This window comes from Falsihalocynthiibacter sp. BN13B15, from assembly GCF_041205415.1.
Classification (GTDB): domain Bacteria; phylum Pseudomonadota; class Alphaproteobacteria; order Rhodobacterales; family Rhodobacteraceae; genus Falsihalocynthiibacter; species Falsihalocynthiibacter arcticus.
The window spans coordinates 156,168-176,908 of the sequence record NZ_JBGFCE010000006.1 but is presented as its reverse complement, the minus strand read 5'-3'; the positions used below and the strand labels follow the sequence as shown (position 1 = coordinate 176,908).

The window sequence follows — 20,741 nt, the reverse complement described above, 5'->3', positions numbered from 1 at the left end:
AAGGGCATTTCTTCGTGGAGAAGACATACGAATTTTGATAAAAAATATCGCGTGATAGGCCCAGAGTATTCTTTTGTGAGGCGTTCGAGTTCAATTGGTAATAAGACCTTACCAGCAGCTTGCGTTTCTCCCGTGTTGCCCGTAATTTGCGGCCAAATGACAATCGGAGAGACGACCATGACGCAATATCTGGAACGAAATGGCCTGCAGGTTGCCCCAGAAATGGTGCAATTTATCGAGGAGCGCGCCCTTGAAGGGACAGGCGTTTCTGCTGATGCTTTTTGGGCGGGCCTGTCTGGAATTGTGCATGATTTGGGTCCAAAAAATCGGGCGCTGCTAGAGACACGTGAGCGGCTCCAGTCCGAAATTGACGCATGGCACGTAAAACGTCGTGGCAAACTCCATGACGCGGCTGAGTATACTCAGTTTCTTAAGGATATCGGGTATTTGGTTCCCGAAGGCGCCGATTTTGTTATTGAAACCGCCAATGTTGATCCAGAGATTGCGACGATACCGGGCCCTCAATTGGTTGTTCCGATTACCAATGCTCGGTTTGCGCTCAATGCGGCGAATGCCCGTTGGGGCAGCCTTTATGATGCGTATTATGGCACGGATGCCCTTGGTGATTTGCCTACCGGACGCGCGTATGATGCTGCGCGTGGCGCCCGCGTTGTTGCGGCCGCAAAGGCGCATTTGGACAAAGCCATTCCATTGAAAAGTGGAACGTGGGCGGAAGTTAGTTCTATTGCTGCAGGGCCAAAGGGGCTTGATCTGGGTGATTTTGAATTGGCTGACCCTGCGCAATACGTGGGCTATGCAGACTCCGAAGTTTTGCTGGCGAAAAACGGTCTTCATATTCGTTTGATCATTGATAAGGCACATCAAATTGGTGCCACTGATCCCGCTGGCCTTGCGGATGTTATCCTTGAAAGTGCCGTTTCAACGATCATGGATTGCGAGGATTCCGTGGCCGCTGTCGATGCCGAGGATAAAGTTTTGGCTTATTCCAATTGGCTTGGATTGATGCAAGGCAACCTTTCGGAAACGGTCTCAAAAGGCGGTAAGACCTTTGATCGTGTGCTCGCGCAGGACGTGGTTTTCACTGCAGCGGATGGATCGACGCAAAGCTTGAAGGGGCGCTCGCTCATGCTCGTGCGCAATGTGGGGCATTTGATGTCCAACCCCGCTATTTTGGACCGAGATGGACTGGAAATCGGCGAAGGCTTAATGGATGCCATGGTGACCACGCTTATCGCAATGCATGACCTTAAGCGCGAGAGCGGAAATTCCATTGAGGGCAGTGTTTACGTTGTGAAACCCAAGATGCACGGCCCCCAAGAAGTGGCTTTTGCGGATGAGATTTTCACACGGGTTGAGGACGCCCTCGGCTTGCCTGCGAACACCGTCAAACTGGGGATTATGGACGAGGAACGGCGCACGTCTGCGAACTTGAAAGAGTGTATTCGTGCCGCCAAAAAACGGGTGGCCTTTATCAATACAGGCTTCCTCGATCGCACGGGCGACGAGATCCATACTTCTATGGAAGCAGGACCGTTCCAGAAAAAAGGCGACATGAAATCAATGCCTTGGATTCTTTCCTATGAGGATCGTAACGTCGATATTGGCTTGGCTTGTGGGTTGTCTGGCAAGGCACAAATCGGCAAGGGCATGTGGGCGATGCCCGATTTGATGGCGGATATGTTGGTCGCGAAATCTAGCCATCCGATGGCGGGGGCCAATTGCGCGTGGGTTCCAAGCCCCACTGCAGCCACGCTGCATGCAACGCATTACCACACCATCGACGTGTTTGAGCGTCAACGCGCGATCGCGGCGGGCGGACCTCGCGGCTCTTTGGCCGACTTGTTGACCATTCCTGTCGCAAATGGGGTCAACTGGAGTGATGAAGAAATTGCGGCCGAAATTGAGAACAACGCGCAGGGAATTCTCGGATATGTAGTGCGCTGGATTGATGCGGGGATCGGATGTTCCAAGGTTCCTGATATCAATGACGTTGGCCTGATGGAAGACCGTGCGACCTGCCGTATTTCAAGCCAAGCTTTGGCGAATTGGTTACATCATGGCGTTGTGTCCGAAGCACAAGTCATGCGTGCCATGCAGAAAATGGCGGCAGTCGTTGATGGACAAAATGCCTCTGACCCAACCTACATTCCCATGGCTCCTAGCTTTGCTGGTATCGCTTTTCAGGCGGCGTGTGATTTGGTGTTCAAAGGGCGCGTTCAGCCTTCTGGTTATACGGAACCCGTTCTTCATGCTCGCCGTTTGGAGCTGAAAGAAAAGAGTTCGTAAAGTCCAAAAACGCGTAAAGAAAAGGCGTTCAAGCCCCTAACTGCCAGCATTTTAAGTGACGGCACTGGTTTGGTTGGAAAAGCCTGTATTTACGTACAAATCTGCACAGGCGCTTGTGCGTTGGGGCACATTTTTATGTTGATTTGGCTCACCTTTCAGCAAATAAACGCGCTATAGTATATCTGTTACTCATGTTTCGGAGACGTTATGGCGCGCCCTATTGTAGGCATCATTGGCAATCACTTTCTAATTAATGATCAATATCCGGCGCAGTCGGCAGGAACAATGAATTGCTGTGCAATTTCAAACGTGTCCGGATGTACGCCTTTGATTGTCCCTGCTGACCCTCGCTATGTTTCGGTTGAAGATTTGCTAGAAAGTTGTGACGGGTTTCTATTTACGGGCGCTCGGGCGAATGTGCATCCTGAGGAATACGGCGAAATTGAAACCCTAGCGCATGGCGATTTTGATCGGGCGCGGGATGCCGTTACTTTACCCCTCGTGCGGGCCTGTGTTGAACGTGGCCAGCCCATTTTCGGCATTTGCCGTGGGTTTCAGGAGGTCAACGTTGCTATGGGCGGAAGCTTGTTTCCCGAAATCCGTGACCTTGAGGGGCGTGACAATCACCGCATGCCGCCCGACGGAACCTTGGAAGAAAAGTTCGAGTTACGCCACGACGTGACCCTCACACCCGACGGACCCTTCGCCGCCGTTTTTGGCACACATAAAGTATTGACGAATACGCTGCACGGGCAGGGGATCAAGACCGCTGGAAAACGGGTCGTTATTGATGGATATGCGCCCGATGGGACCCCCGAAGCGATTTACATTAAGGATGCTCCCGGATTTACGATGTCGGTTCAGTGGCACCCCGAATGGAACGCGGACGCCGATCTTGTGTCCCGCCCATTGTTTGAAGCTTTTGGTACTGCGGTGCATAAATGGGCGCAGAACAAAAACGTGATGTTCTCCAAAACTGCATAAATGTCTTGCCTGAGGCGTGTCGGTCTGTAAGACCCGAATAAAGTCTGGTTTGGAGGCCAATATGAAACGTTCGCGCATCAATGAAATTATGTCTGAGGCGGATGAAATGATCCGTTCGCACGGGTTTACTTTGCCGCCATTCGCCTATTGGTCGCCCGAGGAATTCGTCAGTAATAAAGACCGTGCAAAAGCAGTTATTTCTGCGCGCGCGGGGTGGGACATCACCGACTATGGCGAGGGTGATTTTGATGCGCTTGGCTTGTTTCTGTTCACATTGCGCAATGGCCGTTTGAGTGATCTGCAGCGCGGCGGCGGTATGTGTTATGCTGAGAAGCTGTTGATTTCCGAAGAAAACCAAATCAGTCCCATGCACACCCATGTTCTAAAGGCCGAGGATATTATCAACCGCGGTGGTGCCACTTTGGCGATTGAATTGTTTGGGTCGGATGCGGATGGCAACTTTGACGAGACCGCAGGTGGAACCGTTTATTGCGACGGGATTGAGCGCCAATTCACACCGGGTGAAATTCTGAAATTTGCCCCCGGCGAGAGCGTGACCTTAATGCCTGGTGATTGGCATGCGTTTTGGGGCGAGGGCGGCGCGGTTTTGATCGGCGAGGTTTCAACCGTTAATGACGACCTCACAGACAATATTTTCCGCGCGCCGATTGGGCGGTTTGCACAGATCGAAGAAGACGTGGCCCCAACGCATCTTTTGGTGTCGGACTACGAAAAATGGCTCGCGTAAAGCTTTTCGCAACAAACGGGGTGTAATTCCACAAATCTGCGCATAGATTTGTGGAATGCAATCCAGTTTCTTTGATGACATTCCACAATCGCCGATTCAACTCGCCCAAGGGGCGGTCGTTTTGCCACGGTTTGTGGGCGACGCGATGCCGAGCCTCTATCGCGCGCTCAAAGAGGTGGTCACCGCTGCGCCCTTTCGCCATTTAATCACCCCCGGTGGCCATAAAATGTCGGTCGGAATGACAAATTGTGGGTCTGCTGGGTGGGTGAGCGACGCTTCGGGCTATCGGTATTCAAAGCAGGATCCGATGACGGGAAATCAGTGGCCAAATCTGCCGGATTGTTTTTTGGAATTGGCGCAATCCGCTGCCGCAGCGGCTGGATATGCGCAATTTGAAACGGACGCCTGTTTGATCAATCAGTACCGCGTTGGCGCCAAGCTTTCGATGCATCAGGATCGCGACGAAGGGGGGCTGGAGCAGCCGATTGTCTCAGTGTCTTTGGGCCTTCCTGCGACCTTTCTTTTTGGCGGGTTGGAGCGCACAGATCCAACGCGGAAAGTCCTTTTGGAACATGGGGATGTCGTGGTTTGGGGTGGTCCCTCGCGCCTGTGTTTTCACGCTGTCAATGCCATTCAATCTGGTGTGCATCCCGATCTAGGCCCGCGCCGTCTAAACCTGACATTTCGCAAGGCTGTCTGATCGTTACTTCAAGTCTTTTGCCATCTGAAAGCGTTCAATTTCCACGCCGTTTCGCATGACGACTTCTGGAGCTGTTACGTGCCATCCGCGTTTTTCGAAGAAAGGCCGCGCAAGGTGGCTCGCTTCGGTAAAAAGACGCGCTAACACCAAACGTTGCGCATCTTCTGTGATTTTTTTATAGAGTTCGGCAGCTACCGCCGTACGTCGAAACTCGGGGGCGACATAAGCTAGACTTAAATGGCCGTCAGACTCGAGCGAAAAGAAGCCGACGAGTTTTTGCTCCACCGAGGCCACCCAGCAGGCTTGCTCCGCTAGTTCCAATGGCCAGCTTTCGGGCATTTTTGTATGCGGTGCCCAAGCGTTTCGCTGCGGTTCGGAATAGTATTGAGCGGCCCCAACGTGAACCGCTCGACAAAAAATTTCGTAACAGGCTGGGGCGTCAAAATCGCGATAGCGCCGCACAAATGGCGTCATGTGACACGCGCGCGGGTTTTGTATTCTGGTCGATCCCAGAGGTCGTTCGTCATGATATCTGCGATAATCGCGACGGCCCCTTGAACATCCGCCATATCGATATAGAGCGGTGTAAAGCCAAACCGAAGAATATTGGGCGCCCGAAAGTCGCCGATAACACCACGCGCAATCAGCGCCTGCATAATCGCGTAACCCTCCGGATGTGCGAAAGAAACTTGGCTGCCACGCGTGTTGGGATCGCGCGGCGAGGCGAGGGTGAGGCTAGGACAGGTCGCCTCAATTTCCGCAATAAAGGCTTGGGTTAGATCAATTGATTTAGCTTGAACGTCCTTCAAATCGGCTAAATCCCAAATATCCAGCGCGGTCTCAAGCGCGGCCATTTGCAAAACGGGGGGTGTGCCAACCCGCATACGCTCAATCCCCGTTCCAGCGCGATATTTTAGATCAAACTCAAACGGCGCGTCATGGCCAAGCCAACCCGCCAGCGCGGGTTGCACATTTTCGATATGTTCTGGCGCGACATAGATGAAGGCCGGCGCTCCGGGGCCGCCATTGAGGTATTTATAGGTGCAACCTACGGCGAAATCCGCGTTGCAACCCGCGACATCGACGGGAAACGCGCCCGCCGAATGCGCCAAATCCCAGATCACGATCGCGCCCACCGCGTGTGCCGCTTGAGTGAGGGCTTTCATATCGTGGCGACGGCCTGTGCGATAATCAACTTCGGTGAGCATCAAGACCGCGAGGTCGGTATCAATTTCATCCGCAACATCCTCGGGGGCGGGCGTACAAAGAACGTGACCCGCGTTCAGGCTTTCGATCAAGCCGCGTGCCATATAAAGGTCAGTCGGGAAGTTGCCATTATCGGAGACAATTTTTTTGCGATCCGGACGCAGGGCAAGGGCTGCGGCGAGGGCTTGATAGACTTTTACAGAAAGGGTGTCGCCCAAGGTGACAGTCCCATCTGGGGCTCCGATCAGGCGCGCGATGCGGTCCCCAAGGTGGCTTGGTTGCGCCATCCAGCCGGCTTTGTTCCATCCCGAGATAAGCATGTTACCCCATTCGCTCTCCACGGTTTTCTGAACCCGCGCTGCTGCGGCCTTTGGGAGCGGCCCCAAGGAATTCCCATCCAAATAGATTACGCCCTCCGGAAGGACAAAAAGGGATTTGGTATGGGCAAAGTCAGTCATGGTGCGCTCCTTGTTTTTTGCGATGCTGACGTTCGCGAATGGGGATTGCAAGGGGAACGCGGTTCCTAAATGTTTCATGTTAGCGCTAAACCTATGAACAAGTGTTGAGAAACAATCTTGCGCAAGATATGAGATACAACGCCAGAAGTTTCAATTTCAGGCAAAGAATGTGAAAAAGGGGAAATGTGCTGTGAAAATCGGAGCACCGAAGGAGACTTTTGAGGGCGAAAATCGCGTTGCGATGACACCCGATAGCGCTCTCCAGTTGCAAAAACTGGGGTATGAGTGCGCAATTGAAGCAGGTGCTGGTAAAGCAGCGGGCTTTGCCGACGCCTTGTACAAAGACGCGGGTGTCGAAGTTCTCAAGAGCGCAGCCGCGCTTTGGAAAGCTTCTGACATTGTAGTCAAAGTACGTCAGCCCAGTGCGGCGGAAACCAAACGATTGACCCAAGGGCAAACGTTGATTTCCTTCTTTAATCCTGCCGCGAATGCGGACGGAATGGAAGCGGCACGGGCGCAAGGCGCAAATGTGATTGCCATGGAAATGGTGCCGCGCATTAGTCGCGCCCAGAAAATGGACGCCTTGTCGTCTATGGCAAATATCGCGGGCTACCGCGCTGTTATCGAAGCTGGCAACAACTTTGGACGCTTCTTTACCGGCCAGATCACCGCCGCGGGCAAAGTTCCCCCAGCGAAGGTTTTGGTTGTGGGTGCGGGTGTGGCCGGATTGGCCGCTATTGGCACAGCGACAAGCCTTGGCGCGATCACCTATGCGTTTGATGTGAGGCCCGAAGTGGCCGAGCAAGTCGAATCCATGGGCGCACAGTTTGTCTTCCTCGATTTTGAAGAAGCCCAAGCGGATGGCGCGGCAACCGGTGGCTATGCTGCTGTTTCTTCCCCTGAGTTCCGCGAAGCGCAATTGGCAAAATTCCGTGAGTTAGCGCCAGAAATCGACATCGTTATTACAACCGCGTTGATCCCGAACCGTGAAGCGCCTGAGTTGTGGACCGAAGATATGGTCGCCGCAATGAAGCCCGGTTCCGTGATTGTCGACCTTGCCGCCGAGAAGGGGGGCAACTGTAAGCTCACCGTGGCGGACGAGAAAATCGTCACTAAAAACGGCGTAACAATCATTGGCTACACCGATTTTCCAAGCCGGATGGCCGCACAAGCTTCGACGCTTTATGCGACAAACATCCGTCACATGTTGACCGATCTAACGCCGGAAAAAGACGGCAAGATCAATCACAACATGGAAGATGACGTGATCCGTGGCGCGACCGTGACCTTTGCCAAAGAGATCACCTTCCCGCCACCCCCTCCCAAGATCGCAGCGATCGCAGCGCAAAAACCCAAAGAGGTGGCGCCACAGCTTACCCCCGAGGAAAAACGTGCGGCGGAAGTTGCGGCGTTTAAGGCGCAAACCAAACAACAAGTGACTTTGCTCGTTGTTGGGGCCGTGATTCTGCTCGGGGTTGGCCTTGTCGCCCCCGCGAGCTTCATGCAGCACTTCATCGTGTTTGTGCTCGCGGTTTTTGTTGGCTTCCAAGTTATTTGGGGCGTGGCACACTCGTTGCACACACCTTTGATGGCGGTGACCAATGCGATCTCGTCGATCATCATTCTGGGAGCGCTGATGCAAATCGGATCAGGCAGCTTCCTTGTGATCCTCCTTGCTGCGGTTTCGGTCTTTATGGCTGGGATCAACATATTTGGTGGCTTCCTCGTAACTAGGCGCATGCTTGCCATGTTCCAGAAATCTTAAGGGGGGCTGATTGATGGATTACGGATTTACAACCGCAGCCTATGTTGTCTCGGCTGTTCTTTTCATCTTGTCGCTAGGCGGATTGTCAGGGCAGGAAAGTGCGAAACGCGCTGTTTGGTACGGTATCGCGGGGATGGGTTTGGCCATTTTCGCGACATTGATTGGACCGGGGCTTGGCCTTTGGTGGCTCTCGGTTCTACTGATCGCGGGTGGTGGTGCTATTGGTTATCAGGTCGCGACACGCGTTCAGATGACTGAGATGCCACAACTCGTGGCGGCGATGCACTCGCTCGTTGGTTTGGCTGCTGTGTTTGTCGGCTTTGCCGCCCACATCGAGCTTGGCCGCGTGTTGGGCATGGATGCTACTACTCGGCAGGGTCTGGAAGGTTTTGCAGGCCTTTTGGCGCATAAAACCGGCGTTGAAGTCGCAATCCTGCGGGTAGAGTTGTTCCTTGGTATCTTTATTGGTGCGATCACCTTTACAGGTTCCGTTGTTGCTTATGGCAAGCTCGCGGGCAAGGTAAGCACAGTCGCAACGAAACTTCCGGGCGGCCATACGCTTAATGCAACGGCTGCTGGTATTTCGCTGATTTGCTTGGTTTGGTACTTCAATACTGGCGGGTTCTTTCCACTGTTCTTGATGACACTGGCCGCGCTTTTCATCGGCTATCATTTGATTATGGGCATCGGTGGCGCGGATATGCCGGTCGTTGTTTCCATGCTCAACAGCTACTCTGGCTGGGCGGCGGCGGCGATTGGTTTCTCTCTGAGCAACGACTTGCTGATCGTTGTGGGGGCCTTGGTTGGCTCCTCGGGTGCGATCCTCTCCTACATCATGTGTAAGGCGATGAACCGCAGCTTTGTCAGTGTGATTTTGGGCGGCTTTGGCGGCACAAGTGGGCCTCAAATGGAGGTCGAAGGCGAACAAATCGCCATTGACGCCGACGGGGTTGCCGCAGCGCTTGAGGATGCGGATAGCATTATCATCATCCCAGGGTACGGCATGGCCGTGGCACAGGCGCAGCAGTCGGTTTCCGAATTAACAAAACGTCTGCGCGCCAAGGGGAAGAACGTCCGTTTCGCGATCCACCCTGTTGCGGGTCGCCTTCCGGGGCACATGAACGTTTTGCTTGCCGAAGCCCGTGTGCCCTATGACATCGTTCTGGAGATGGACGAGATCAACGCCGACTTCCCGCAAACGGATGTTGCCATTGTGATTGGGTCTAACGACATCGTAAACCCCGCCGCACAGGACGATCCAAACAGCCCCATTGCCGGTATGCCGGTGTTGGAATGTTGGAAAGCCAAGCAAGTGTTTGTGTCTAAGCGTGGTCAAGGTACGGGCTATTCCGGTATCGAGAACCCGCTGTTTTATAAAGAGAATACACGGATGTTCTATGGGGATGCGAAGACTTCTCTTGATCTGCTGTTGACCAAGATTAGCTAGTCAGCCATTTACAAAACCACAGAGCGCCCCGCAAGAAATTGCGGGGCGTTTTGCGTTGGGGCGGCTTGTATACCAATGCACACTTCTAACATGTTGAAAAACATACAGCTATTTCTTGCGGTGAAGCCCGTCGTACATTATTCAATCGAAAACTCAGGAAAAGGCCCAGTCCATGGTGAAAGACCACTCACAGCGCTATCAACTCGCCAATGCGCTCCATGATCGCCCGTTTCCAGCGATACAAGCGCCCTCACAAGTGGCCTTTTTGGCGCTTCTGACGGGTCCCGCACCGCACCGCGACCTGTCGGCAGAACGCGCCCATCTTTTGATGCTGTTGGACCGTCACGGTGCAGCGCATCCTGCACCGGACGCCACGCATTATTTTGGTGCGATCGGGCGACATTTCTTGAAGTGGGAGAGCCACAGCGAATTTGTCACCTACACAATCATCACCGAAGGCGAGGCGCTCCGTCCCTTCGACCCCGTTGAATTTGATGTCTTCCCGCCCGATTGGCTTGACGCGGCCCCCGGAGAGCGGATCACATCGATGCTCATCCATGTCGCAAAAACTCCCGAGATTGAGAGCCTGACCCGCGACCTCAAAGACTGGTTTGTGCCAGAGAGCCTCGCGGTGAGTTATGTCGTGGATCAGTCGGCCGTTATTGCTTCGGATTTTCGGATTGATAGCGCGGGGCATGTACGATTTGCGTTGTTTGTGGCCCGGAATGTCGGGGTGCAACGGGTTGGCCGTATTATGCAGCGCATTTGCGAAGTTGAAACCTATAAGACGGCAGCACTACTGGGGTATTTGCGCGCCCAGCGGTTGATGCGGGATTTGGGCGGAATGGACGCCCAGCTGACCCAACTTGTGCTGGAAATGTCGGACTTGGAGGTCGCGCCCGAAGCGACTTTGGCTGCGCTGCTTCCCCTTGCGGCGCGCCTTGAGCAGGAAACCGCAGACGTGAGCTATCGGTTTGGGGCGACGCGCGCGTATGAGGCGATTGTCACACAGCGGATCTCGGTCCTGCGCGAAGAGCGTTTGAAGGGACATCAAACCCTTGCGGAGTTCATGATGCGCCGATTTGATCCCGCGATGCGTACCACCCAAGCGGCCTCGCGATTGTTGCAAAGCATGTCGGATCGGGCCCTGCGTGCGGGCGATCTGCTCCGCACCCGCGTAGATGTTGAGCGCAGCGCCCAGAACCAAGCCATCCTGCAAAGCATGGACAAACGCGCCGACCTTCAATTGCGCCTGCAAGAAACCGTCGAGGGCCTCTCGGTCGTTGCTGTCAGCTATTACACGGTCAATCTGTTGATGTATGTCCTTGCCCCGTTTGCCGCAGCTTATGGGGTGAACAAGGCGTGGCTTGTGACAGGGCTTGTGCCGATTGTTATGCTTTGTGTTTGGGCGGGTGTTCGGCGGGTAAAAGGGCGGATATCCAAACGACATTCGAGCGATTTTTAAAGCGATAATCCTGAAAACGAAAACAGCGCGTGGAGTGATCCGCGCGCTGTTTTTGTATTCTAACGTCCGCGAATGCGTGGGTCGAGTGCATCGCGTAGACCGTCACCAATGTAGTTGACGGCCAGAACGGTGAACGAGATCGCAACGCCGGGCCACATGACGCGTTCGGGGTATTGTTGCAGGTAATCAACGCCGTCAAACAACAAACGCCCCCATGTCGGGAAGTCGGGTGGGAAGCCAAGGCCAAGGAAGGAAAGCGCGCTTTCCGTGATGATCGCATTGGCAATTCCAAGCGTGGCCGACACCATAATAGGTGACATAACGTTGGGCAGGATGTGACGTACGATCATCTTTGTCGGAGGCGTGCCGATGGAATGAGCCGCCAGTACAAACTCGCGCTCCTTGAGCGCCAAAACATCGCCGCGCACGATCCGCGCGGCTTGCATCCAACTGGTCATCCCAATGGCAAACACCATCAGCACAAAGATACCACCCGCTGGACCAAATACGCGGCTTAGCGGGTCTCTGAACAGCATGATGGTGACCAAGAGAAGCGGCAACAAGGGCAGGGCAAGGAATAAGTCCGTGAAGCGCATCAGGAGGCCATCGAGGCTTTTGAAATACCCCGAAACAACGCCGACAAACGTTCCCACAACAAGCGACAGCCCCATCGCGGTTAGGCCGACAGCCATCGACACTTGGCCACCTGCCATCATACGCGCAAGCATGTCGCGCCCGAGTTGGTCGGTGCCAAAGGGATGTCCGAAACTCGGGCTTTGATTGCGGGCGCGGATATCGATGTAGGTCGGGTCGATCGTCCAGAGCCACGGACCGATGAGCACAAAGAGCACAATGAAGGTAAAGAAAACCAACCCCGCCATCGCGCCTTTATGTGTTTTGAATTGATCCCAAACGTCCCACCACTGACTGCGGGGAGCTTCCAAATCGACGATATCGAGGGAATGAACTGCAGGTTTAGTCATAGCGGATCCTTGGGTCGAGGATGCCATAGAGCACATCCGCGATCAGGTTAAAGAGAATGATAAGGATCGCAAAGATCACGGTGAGGGTCTGAACTGTCGGGAGGTCATTGGCTTGGATCGCTGTAATCAGGAGTTGGCCAAGACCGTTTACCTTAAACACCTGCTCGGTGATAATCGCGCCGGAAAAGACCGTTGGCACTCCAAGCGCAATCACGGTCACCACGGGGATCATCGAGTTGCGCAACACGTGCACCAAAACCACAGTTTTCTCGCTCAATCCCTTGGCACGCGCTGTGCGTACATAGTCTTGGTTGAGATTGTCGAGCATCGACGCCCGCATAAACCGGCTGATCTGTGCGGCGTTATAGAGCGCGAGCACAAAGACCGGCATGATCATTTGCTTCACTTGGAACACGAACGAGGACCAACTGTTGACCACATGGGTCGTGTCATAAATCGACGGGAACCATTGCAGCTTCACCGAAAACACCACGATGAGCAGCACGCCGGTAAAGAAGGTCGGAACCGAAAAGCCGATCATCGAGATGAACGTCCCGATTTGATCAAAGATGGAGTATTGCTTATAGGCTGAAATCACCCCGATCGGCAGCGCGATCAGCGTACCTACCACATAGGAAAGCCCAACAACCCAAAGAGTTTGCGGAATACGTTGAGCAACAACATCCATGACCGAGGAGCGCCACTGCCAGCTAATGATACGCGGCATGTCTTGGGAAAAATGGGTGCCAAACATGGCGTCAAAAATATAGATCGGCTCTACGATATAGAATTGGTAAAGCCATTTCACGAAACGGACGGGGATCGGTTGACCCAGTCCAAGGGCTTCGCGCATTTGCGCTTTGACTTCTGGTGGGACCGTCAGTGGCACGGAGGCCATTGGATCGCCTGGCGCGAGTTCAAGCAGGAGGAAGATCACCAACGAAATGAGGATCGTCGTTGGGATCGCAATCAAGAGCCTGCGAATAGTGAATGTCAGCATACGGAAAGTCCTAGGCCGAGTTAGTCGGCTCTATTTTTATGAATTTACCCAAGGTAGGGGCCTATGAAGAGAGGGCGCCCCCATCGCAGGGAGCGCCCAATTTCATAGATTACATGCGATACCAGTCGGCTGCATTCCACAGCTCGCTGTCCCATGTGTTCAGGATCACACCGCCAAGTGTATTGGAGTGCGCAGAAACACGGCCACGATCCACAAGCGGGATGATGACGTATTCTTGCATGAGCATGTCGTTCATAGCTTTCGCCATTACCGCACGATCTTCGATGTCGCCTGTTGTTGCCATTTTGGCCACGAGTGCGTCGTACTCTTCAGAACAGAAGCGTTGCATGTTGTTGCCCTGCCACTGGTTTTCTGGTTGAGGAGCTTGCTTACATTCCCAGTTCGCCATGTAGCTTTCTGGATCTGTGCCGTCAAAGTTGTTGGCGTACATTTCAACATCCGCAAAGAACTTCTGGAAGGTGTCGGGCGAACCGGGGTCACCACCAAAGAACACGGAGGCGTCGATGTTGCGCAGTTCAGTTTCAACGCCGATTCCTTCCCACCACTGTTTGATCAGCGCTTGGAAGTCTTGACGTACAGCATTTGTGGAGGATTGGAACAACATGGAGAGACGAACGCCGTCTTTCGCACGCACACCATCCGCGCCTTTAACCCAACCGTTGCTTTCTAGAAGCTCATTCGCGCCAGCGATATCTTGCACGAGGCAAGCATCGTTTGCAGTCGAAGCATAGATCGCAGGAGCAGGCAAAACGTTACATGTTGGACGTCCAGCAGCGCCGTAACCGATTTCAGTCAGCAACGCACGGTCGATCGCCATGGAAAGCGCTTTACGTACGTTGATGTCTGTTAGGAAAGGGTGTGGATGCGCAATCGTGCCGCGCTCATCGCCGAGGTCAGGGTTAACGTCGGTTTGGTTGACCATGATGCGTTCAACCAATGTTCCGAAGCCGGAAATGATTTCGCCTTTGCCCTTGGCTTCCATCGCTTCGAGAACTTCTGGAGCCAACTGAAGGTTCCAAGCGTAGTCAAATTCGCCTGTTTCCAATACCGCACGACCCGCAGCAGTCGCGTCGCCGCCACCTTTCAACGTTGCCGTTGCAAACGCTGGTTTGGCTGGGTCACGGTAATTCGGGTTCGCGACCAAGGACACAACGTCATTTGGGCGGAATTCGGTGACCATGAAGGGGCCAGTGCCGATAGGGCTAAAGTTCGCGTCTGTGCATTCAGGAGCTTTTGCGCCCAAGCAATCTGCGAATTGTGCTTTTTGAATGATCGGTGCTTGCGCACCTACAAAGGGTCCGTAGGGGAACGGCTTGGAAATGCCAAACGTCACCACAACGGTCAGATCGTCGGGTGTATCGACCGAAACGACGTCATTGTACTTCTCGGACTGGGAGCAACCGCCACCTTCCGTTGTGCAATATTCCCAGGTAAATCTAACGTCCTCTGAGGTGAGAGGGGTGCCGTCGGACCACAAAAGGCCGGACTTCAATTTCCAAGTGATGGTTGTCAAATCTTCGGAAACGCCACCGTTTTCAACCGTTGGAACGCTTTCGACGAGGAAAGGAACAATGGTGCCGTCTTGGTTGTAGCGGGCGAGGGGTTCAATAACCAAGCTGCCAGCTTCAAGGTCTTTTGTCCCGCCGGAAAGATAGGGGTTCATCAGCGAGGGCGCTTGCCAATAAATGATGTTCACATGGCCGTCTGCGCCACGTTCGGCATGGGCCATTGGGGCCAATGCAAAAGCAGCAGCAGCGCCCATTAGGGCTGTTTTAAATTTCATACTTCTCTCCTTGTTGGATGTTCGGACCACAGTTTGCCAAGTTTATCTCAGCGTTTTCCTGTTTACGTTTTTTCAATCGGCAAGATCATTTCGTTTCATACGATACTAACGACTCACTCCAATTATTGGTCCGCTACCGGTGCAGTTCAGGTTAGTTTGCTAAAAATTGCAAGTATTCGATATCATAAAACCTTCGAATGTACGTGGAGTTACGCTCCATTTGCCGAAATCAGTCGTCGATATGCACAAAGTTTGGTTTATATGGTCAACTTTCGGGCATTGTTGCAGGATTATTTGCCGAAAACTTTCTAAACGGAAAGGGGTTTGACTTTGCTCCCACGCGAAGATTAGCGTTGGGGGTATCAAAAACGAAGAAAAGCAAAGCCATGCTGGATCAGCCATTAATCGACATTAAGAACCTCCGCGTAGAGTTTGAAACTAATAGCGGAATCGTTATTGGGGTTGAGGATGTTTCTTTCACAATTAACCCCGGAGAGACCCTCTGTGTAGTAGGCGAATCGGGATCGGGAAAATCGGTTTCATCGCTTTCGATTATGCGATTGGTTGAATTTGGCGGTGGCGATATCGCCGGCGGCTCGATGGTTTTTGATCGGGGTGCCAAGGGTAAAATCGATCTCGCGTCTATTGATGCCAACGATATGCGCAGCATTCGCGGCAACGAAATTGGGATGATTTTCCAAGAGCCAATGACCTCCCTAAACCCGGTCTTTACGGTCGGGCGGCAGTTGACCGAAGGTTTGGTTCTCCACAAAAAGATGTCCAAATCCCAAGCCCGAACGCGCGCCATCGAATTACTGCGAGATGTGCGCATTCCGGAGCCTGAAAACCGCTTGGATCAATACCCGCATGAGCTTTCTGGCGGCATGCGGCAACGGGTTGTCATTGCGATGGCGATGGCCTGCGAGCCGCGCTTGCTTATCTGTGACGAGCCCACGACCGCGCTCGATGTGACTATTCAAGCTGAGATTTTGGCGCTTATCGATCGGCTAAAGCGTGAGCACGGAACCGCGGTTTTGTTCATCACCCATGACATGGCCGTCGTCGCGCAAATGGCGGACCGTGTGATCGTGATGTATCGTGGAAACATGATGGAAGAGGGCACCGTCGAGCAAATCTTCGAAGCCCCAAAGCATGATTACACCAAAGCCCTCTTGGCCGCCGTGCCAAGGCTGGGTGAAATGGATGGGAAACCCGCCCCTGAGCCAATGCGCATTATGGGCGACGAAGAAAAATACGCCGCCGTTGTTGCCAAGGCAAAAGCCAAACATGCTGCGGCCCCAAAGGACGTCAAACCGCTTCTGACCGTCAAAAACCTCACCACGCGTTTCCCCGTCAAGAAGGGTTTGATGCGCCGCACCGTGGCCAATGTGCATGCGGTAGAAGACGTTTCGTTCACTCTCAATCCGGGTGAAACGCTTTCGCTTGTCGGCGAGAGTGGATGTGGGAAATCCTCCTGTGGCCGCTCGATTTTACGTCTGGTGGAACCCCTGAGTGGCGAGGTGGATTTGGACGGGGTGGATATTCTTGGTCTCAACACCAAGGATTTGCGCAAAGCCCGTCGGGATATGCAGATGGTGTTCCAAGACCCGTTTGCCTCCCTCAATCCACAGGTGCGCTTGATTGATCAGGTCGCCGAGCCGATGCGCAATTTCAACCTCGCATCAGGGAGTGAGTTGACCGACCGTGTCGCAAGCCTTTTTGATCGTGTGGAATTGCCGCGCAGCTTCCTAAAACGTTTCCCGCATGAGCTTTCGGGCGGCCAACGCCAACGCATCGCCATCGCGCGTGCCCTTGCGTTGAATCCCAAACTTGTGATCGCAGACGAGGCGGTGTCCGCGTTGGACGTGTCAGTGCAGGCGCAAGTCCTCAATCTGTTGATGGAATTGCAAGCCGACCTCGGCATCGCGATGCTATTCATCAGCCACGATATGGCCGTTGTCGAGCGTGTTAGCCATAACACGGCCGTCATGTATTTGGGGCGTATCGTCGAGATTGGACCGCGCCAAGAAGTGTTTCAAAACCCACAACACAGCTACACCCAGTCCCTTATGTCTGCGGTGCCTGTGGCGGATCCACGGCGTAGAAAAATCAGTTCGGATGTCTCCTTTAAGCCCATTCCTTCGCCCATTTTCCCGAAGGATTATCAGCCAGAGCCTTCGACCTATACTGAAGTATCAAAAGGACATTTTGTCCTTAATTCATAATAATTTACCTTAAGACCTTAAGGTAAGGAGTTAACATGGGTATATCCCTCACTACCAGAGAGATCCTTGAAAAACTGGTGAGTTTTAACACCGTCAGCGATCGGTCGAACTTGCCGCTGGTTGAATGGGTTGAAACCTATTTGAACAGTCACGGCGTTGAGTCTTTTCGCGTCTATAATGAGACCGGCGAGAAGGCCTCGCTCTTTGCGAATGTCGGCCCAATGGTGGCGGGCGGAGTGATCCTTTCGGGGCATACCGACGTTGTGCCCGTAGCGGGCCAAGCATGGCATACTGACCCGTTTGAAGTGGTCGAAAAAGACGGCAAACTTTACGGGCGTGGCACTGCGGATATGAAGGGGTTTGACGCCCTAGCGCTTTGGGCGGTTCCGCATGCGCTGGCGGCGGGTATCAAGCGCCCGTTGCAAATTGCCTTGTCCTATGACGAGGAAATTGGCTGTATTGGGGCCCCGCCGATGATTGCGGCGATGGCGTCCCTTCCCAAGGCGCAGGCAGCGATTATTGGCGAGCCGTCGAGTATGAAAACGGTCACCAGTCATAAGGGCGGTATCGGGTTTAAAATCCATGTGCGCGGGTTTGAAGTGCACAGCTCCCTTATCCACACAGGTGTGTCCGCAATCATGTTTAGTGCTGACTTGATCCAGTGGGCCAGTGCTGTGAATGCAAAGCACGCCGAGACAGAGCCCAGCCCCTTGGCCGCAGAATTTGATCCGCCCTATACGACGGCGCACGTTGGAAAAATTTCTGGCGGCACGGCCCATAACATCACCGCCAAAGACTGCTATTTCGACATCTCCTTTCGGGTTGTCCCGGGCGAGACGACAGGAATGTGGAAAGAGCGTTTGCGCGCGAAGGTTTCAGAAATTGAGGCTGAAATGCAGGCCATCCACCCCGACACCGGCATTGATATTTCTCCCGATTTTGGCGTTCCTCCTCTGGCCCCTGAGGTGAATGGTGCCGCCGAAACTCTCGTCCGTACTTTAACGGGGGACAACGCCACGCATGCGGTTTCTTATGCCACAGAAGCCGGGCAATTTCAGGAGGGTGGCCATTCGGCGGTTGTCTGTGGGCCCGGCGATATTGCACAGGCGCATCAACCAAACGAATTTTTAGAAATCCGTCAACTAGAGGCCGGAGAAGCCTTTATGAGACGACTTATTACACATCTCGCACAGGATTAAGATATGCCCGTAAAGAACCGTTTTTCCGAACTTTTATCCGAAATTACAGAATGGCGTCGTGACTTTCACACCCACCCTGAAATCCTGTTTGAAACGCACCGGACCTCGGCGCGCGTTGCCGAACTTCTGCGGGAATTTGGTTGTGATGAAGTTGTCGAAGGCATTGGCCGCACCGGTGTTGTTGGGGTAATCAGGGGCAAGTCCGACACCAAAAATAAGGTCATTGGCCTGCGTGCTGATATGGATGCCTTGCCGATCCTTGAGGATACTGGGGTGGAATACGCCAGCCAAACCCCCGGTGCGATGCACGCATGTGGTCATGATGGGCATACGGCGATGTTGCTTGGTGCGGCGAAATACCTGTGCGAAACCCGCAATTTTGACGGTACAACCGTGGTGATTTTCCAACCCGCAGAAGAAGGCGGCGGTGGTGGGCGCGAGATGTGTGAAGACGGCATGATGGACCGCTGGAACATCCAAGAGGTCTATGGCATGCACAACTGGCCTGGCCATGCGCTGGGAAGTTTTGCCATCCGTCCGGGCGCGTTTTTTGCTGCCACGGACCAGTTCGAAATCTTCGTAGAGGGCAAGGGCGGACACGCGGCCAAGCCACAGGAAGTTGTGGACACCACCGTACTCGCCAGCCAAATCGTGCTCTCGCTGCAAACCATCGCTAGCCGTAATGTGGACCCTGTTAAGCAGGTCGTGGTGTCGGTGACCAGCTTTGAAACCGAGAGTAAGGCCTTCAATGTAATCCCACAGAAGGTGCACCTTAAAGGCACGGTTCGCACGCTATCAAACGATGTCCGCGACTTAGCCGAAGAGCGGATAAAAGCGATTGCGTCGCTAACAGCCCAAGCTTTGGGCGGCACCGCCGAAGTGAAATACATGCGCGGCTATCCCGTGATGGTGAACCACGAGGTTGAAACCGAATACGCGGTGAAAGCCGCCGAGAAAGTTTCGGGGGCTTGTGCGGATGCGCCGTTGGTCATGGGCGGCGAAGATTTCGCCTTCATGCTCGAAGAACGCCCCGGCGCGTATATTTTGATGGGCAATGGCGACACGGCAGCCGTGCACCACCCGAAATACAATTTCGACGACAACGCGATTCCTGCGGGATGTAGCTGGTGGGTTGAAATGGCAGAAAGCCGTATGCCCGTTTAAATCTATCGCAAAAATACAATAAAGGCCGGCCACAACAAAAACGTTGGGCCGGCCTTTTTCAATCTAAGTGGCGCAGAAAACGGGGGGTTATCCGCCTGTGTGGCTCATGTGGCGGGTCATTTGGCCGCCGAGCTTTTGGCGCGAATAGTCAAAGTCATGGCCTTTGGGTTTAAGCGCAATTGCCTCGCGAATGGCTTGCAAAAGGCCATCGTCGCCTTCGCTGGCACGCAGGGGCGCACGCAGGTCGGATTTGCCTTCTTGGCCGAGGCACGTGTAAATTTCGCCCGTACAAGTGACGCGCACGCGGTTACAGCTTTCACAGAAATTATGGCTTAGGGGCGTGATGAAACCAACCCGTTGCCGCGTTTCGCCAATCCGCACATACCGCGCGGGGCCGCCTGTGCGATCGGGCAAATCGGCCAGTGTATATTTCGTTGCCAGCGTGGAGCGCAGCTCCTCCAGCGACCAGAATTGGCCGATCCGTTCCAGTTCGCCGATGTCGCCCATCGGCATGACCTCAATAAAGGTCAAATCCATGTCGCGCGCGGCGCAAAACTCGGTGAGGGTAAACAATTCATTCTCGTTGAACCCCTTGAGGGCCACGGTGTTGAGTTTGACCTTTAGCCCCGCGTTAAGCGCGGCCTCAATCCCCTCAAGCACTTGGTATAAGCGCCCCCAGCGGGTGACCTCGGCAAATTTTTCTTCATTCAATGTGTCGAGTGAGACATTGATCCGCTTAACCCCATATCCGGCCAATTCCTGCGCGTATTTGGATAGTTGTGAGCCGTTTGTGGTGAGGGTAAGCTCGTCCAACGCACCACTTTTCAGGTGGCGTGACATGGACGCAAAGTAGCTCATGATGCCGCGCCGCACCAAAGGTTCGCCGCCAGTGATACGTAATTTACGTACCCCAAGGCCGATGAAGGCCGAGGACAAGCGATCCAATTCCTCAAGAGTTAGAAGCTCTTTTTTAGGGAGGAAATTCATCACCTCCGACATGCAATAAACGCACCGAAAATCGCAGCGATCTGTGACAGAAAGGCGCAAATATGTGATCGGGCGCAAGAAGGGGTCAATAAGGGGGTCAGTCATGTGGCGAGCCTATGCCCGTGCCGAACAGGGAGCAAGTCACAATCGAGTAATTTCAATTTGAAGCAGTCCCAAGCTTCCAAATCGCGTCTAACATGGATTGCGATTGGCGCTCCAACAAGTTTCCGTTCCATTTGATCCTCAGGTAAAGTGCTAAAGGTCTGATAATGTCGGCAATACCGTTTGGATAGGACTAG

16 protein-coding genes are annotated in these 20,741 nt (G+C 53.7%); 10 read left to right on the top strand and 6 right to left on the bottom strand.

The features are described from left to right. The first annotated feature begins 177 nt into the window (after positions 1–177). The 4 genes from AB9F26_RS12390 (at position 178) to alkB (ending at position 4,739) form a co-directional block, all read left to right on the top strand. Positions 178–2,307, top strand: a complete 2,130-nt coding sequence (locus tag AB9F26_RS12390; protein ID WP_335585888.1) for a malate synthase G — start codon at positions 178–180, stop codon at positions 2,305–2,307. Positions 2,308–2,514: 207 nt separating this feature from the next. Continuing rightward, positions 2,515–3,291 (top strand): gamma-glutamyl-gamma-aminobutyrate hydrolase family protein, encoded by a 777-nt coding sequence (locus AB9F26_RS12385; RefSeq protein WP_038999812.1) that lies wholly within the window; start codon positions 2,515–2,517, stop codon positions 3,289–3,291. 61 nt (positions 3,292–3,352) lie between these two features. Then, complete coding sequence (locus tag AB9F26_RS12380) at positions 3,353–4,039, top strand: D-lyxose/D-mannose family sugar isomerase (protein ID WP_335585889.1); 687 nt, start codon at positions 3,353–3,355, stop codon at positions 4,037–4,039. Positions 4,040–4,094: 55 nt separating this feature from the next. Next, entirely contained in the window at positions 4,095–4,739 is a 645-nt protein-coding gene (alkB, locus tag AB9F26_RS12375; RefSeq protein WP_369768184.1) for a DNA oxidative demethylase AlkB, read from the top strand. A gap of 3 nt (positions 4,740–4,742) precedes the next feature. Here the strand turns inward: alkB and AB9F26_RS12370 are convergent, their stop codons facing one another. Then, positions 4,743–5,213 (bottom strand): GNAT family N-acetyltransferase, encoded by a 471-nt coding sequence (locus tag AB9F26_RS12370; RefSeq protein WP_369768183.1) that lies wholly within the window; start codon positions 5,211–5,213, stop codon positions 4,743–4,745. After that, complete coding sequence (kynU, locus tag AB9F26_RS12365) at positions 5,210–6,403, bottom strand: kynureninase (RefSeq protein WP_369754619.1); 1,194 nt, start codon at positions 6,401–6,403, stop codon at positions 5,210–5,212. The genes AB9F26_RS12370 and kynU overlap by 4 nt, the downstream gene beginning before the upstream one ends. A gap of 190 nt (positions 6,404–6,593) precedes the next feature. Here kynU and AB9F26_RS12360 point away from each other — a divergent pair, with 190 nt between their 5' ends. The 3 genes from AB9F26_RS12360 to AB9F26_RS12350 all read left to right on the top strand — a co-directional run bounded on the left by AB9F26_RS12360 (position 6,594) and on the right by AB9F26_RS12350 (position 11,080). Next, on the top strand, positions 6,594–8,168 hold the full coding sequence (locus AB9F26_RS12360; RefSeq protein ID WP_369757717.1) for a Re/Si-specific NAD(P)(+) transhydrogenase subunit alpha: 1,575 nt from the start codon (positions 6,594–6,596) through the stop codon (positions 8,166–8,168). Positions 8,169–8,181: 13 nt separating this feature from the next. Further along, positions 8,182–9,615 (top strand): NAD(P)(+) transhydrogenase (Re/Si-specific) subunit beta, encoded by a 1,434-nt coding sequence (locus tag AB9F26_RS12355; protein WP_335586425.1) that lies wholly within the window; start codon positions 8,182–8,184, stop codon positions 9,613–9,615. 172 nt (positions 9,616–9,787) lie between these two features. After that, positions 9,788–11,080 (top strand): DUF3422 family protein, encoded by a 1,293-nt coding sequence (locus AB9F26_RS12350; RefSeq protein ID WP_369768182.1) that lies wholly within the window; start codon positions 9,788–9,790, stop codon positions 11,078–11,080. Between the two features lie 59 nt (positions 11,081–11,139). Here AB9F26_RS12350 and AB9F26_RS12345 read toward each other — a convergent pair whose 3' ends face one another. From AB9F26_RS12345 to AB9F26_RS12335, 3 genes are all read right to left on the bottom strand, one after another. Beyond that, complete coding sequence (locus tag AB9F26_RS12345) at positions 11,140–12,063, bottom strand: ABC transporter permease (protein ID WP_038999823.1); 924 nt, start codon at positions 12,061–12,063, stop codon at positions 11,140–11,142. Then, positions 12,056–13,063 (bottom strand): ABC transporter permease, encoded by a 1,008-nt coding sequence (locus AB9F26_RS12340; protein ID WP_369754615.1) that lies wholly within the window; start codon positions 13,061–13,063, stop codon positions 12,056–12,058. Before AB9F26_RS12340 ends, AB9F26_RS12345 begins: the two co-directional genes overlap by 8 nt. 109 nt (positions 13,064–13,172) lie before the next feature. Beyond that, positions 13,173–14,867 (bottom strand): peptide ABC transporter substrate-binding protein, encoded by a 1,695-nt coding sequence (locus tag AB9F26_RS12335; protein WP_369754614.1) that lies wholly within the window; start codon positions 14,865–14,867, stop codon positions 13,173–13,175. Between the two features lie 386 nt (positions 14,868–15,253). Between AB9F26_RS12335 and AB9F26_RS12330 the strand changes: the two genes are divergently transcribed. Genes AB9F26_RS12330 through AB9F26_RS12320 form a run of 3 tightly spaced genes read left to right on the top strand, consistent with a single transcriptional unit; the run spans position 15,254 to position 19,455 of the window. Next, positions 15,254–17,092 (top strand): ABC transporter ATP-binding protein, encoded by a 1,839-nt coding sequence (locus AB9F26_RS12330; RefSeq protein ID WP_369768181.1) that lies wholly within the window; start codon positions 15,254–15,256, stop codon positions 17,090–17,092. Positions 17,093–17,127: 35 nt separating this feature from the next. Beyond that, positions 17,128–18,291 carry an acetylornithine deacetylase gene (argE, locus tag AB9F26_RS12325; protein WP_369768180.1) on the top strand — a complete coding sequence of 388 codons (1,164 nt, stop codon included), beginning with the start codon at positions 17,128–17,130 and terminating at the stop codon, positions 18,289–18,291. A 3-nt stretch (positions 18,292–18,294) separates the two neighbouring features. After that, on the top strand, positions 18,295–19,455 hold the full coding sequence (locus tag AB9F26_RS12320) for a M20 aminoacylase family protein (protein ID WP_369768179.1): 1,161 nt from the start codon (positions 18,295–18,297) through the stop codon (positions 19,453–19,455). An 87-nt stretch (positions 19,456–19,542) separates the two neighbouring features. Here AB9F26_RS12320 and moaA read toward each other — a convergent pair whose 3' ends face one another. Next, entirely contained in the window at positions 19,543–20,547 is a 1,005-nt protein-coding gene (moaA, locus tag AB9F26_RS12315; RefSeq protein ID WP_369768178.1) for a GTP 3',8-cyclase MoaA, read from the bottom strand. Between the last annotated feature and the right edge of the window lie 194 nt (positions 20,548–20,741).

Coding starts and splice junctions, on each gene's coding strand:
- AB9F26_RS12390 (WP_335585888.1), top strand. CDS start 178: ATGACGCAATATCTGGAACGAAATGGCCTGCAGGTTGCCCCAGAAATG.
- AB9F26_RS12385 (WP_038999812.1), top strand. CDS start 2,515: ATGGCGCGCCCTATTGTAGGCATCATTGGCAATCACTTTCTAATTAAT.
- AB9F26_RS12380 (WP_335585889.1), top strand. CDS start 3,353: ATGAAACGTTCGCGCATCAATGAAATTATGTCTGAGGCGGATGAAATG.
- alkB (WP_369768184.1), top strand. CDS start 4,095: ATGCAATCCAGTTTCTTTGATGACATTCCACAATCGCCGATTCAACTC.
- AB9F26_RS12370 (WP_369768183.1), bottom strand. CDS start 5,213: ATGACGCCATTTGTGCGGCGCTATCGCGATTTTGACGCCCCAGCCTGT.
- kynU (WP_369754619.1), bottom strand. CDS start 6,403: ATGACTGACTTTGCCCATACCAAATCCCTTTTTGTCCTTCCGGAGGGC.
- AB9F26_RS12355 (WP_335586425.1), top strand. CDS start 8,182: ATGGATTACGGATTTACAACCGCAGCCTATGTTGTCTCGGCTGTTCTT.
- AB9F26_RS12350 (WP_369768182.1), top strand. CDS start 9,788: ATGGTGAAAGACCACTCACAGCGCTATCAACTCGCCAATGCGCTCCAT.
- AB9F26_RS12345 (WP_038999823.1), bottom strand. CDS start 12,063: ATGACTAAACCTGCAGTTCATTCCCTCGATATCGTCGATTTGGAAGCT.
- AB9F26_RS12340 (WP_369754615.1), bottom strand. CDS start 13,063: ATGCTGACATTCACTATTCGCAGGCTCTTGATTGCGATCCCAACGACG.
- AB9F26_RS12335 (WP_369754614.1), bottom strand. CDS start 14,867: ATGAAATTTAAAACAGCCCTAATGGGCGCTGCTGCTGCTTTTGCATTG.
- AB9F26_RS12330 (WP_369768181.1), top strand. CDS start 15,254: ATGCTGGATCAGCCATTAATCGACATTAAGAACCTCCGCGTAGAGTTT.
- argE (WP_369768180.1), top strand. CDS start 17,128: ATGGGTATATCCCTCACTACCAGAGAGATCCTTGAAAAACTGGTGAGT.
- AB9F26_RS12320 (WP_369768179.1), top strand. CDS start 18,295: ATGCCCGTAAAGAACCGTTTTTCCGAACTTTTATCCGAAATTACAGAA.
- moaA (WP_369768178.1), bottom strand. CDS start 20,547: ATGACTGACCCCCTTATTGACCCCTTCTTGCGCCCGATCACATATTTG.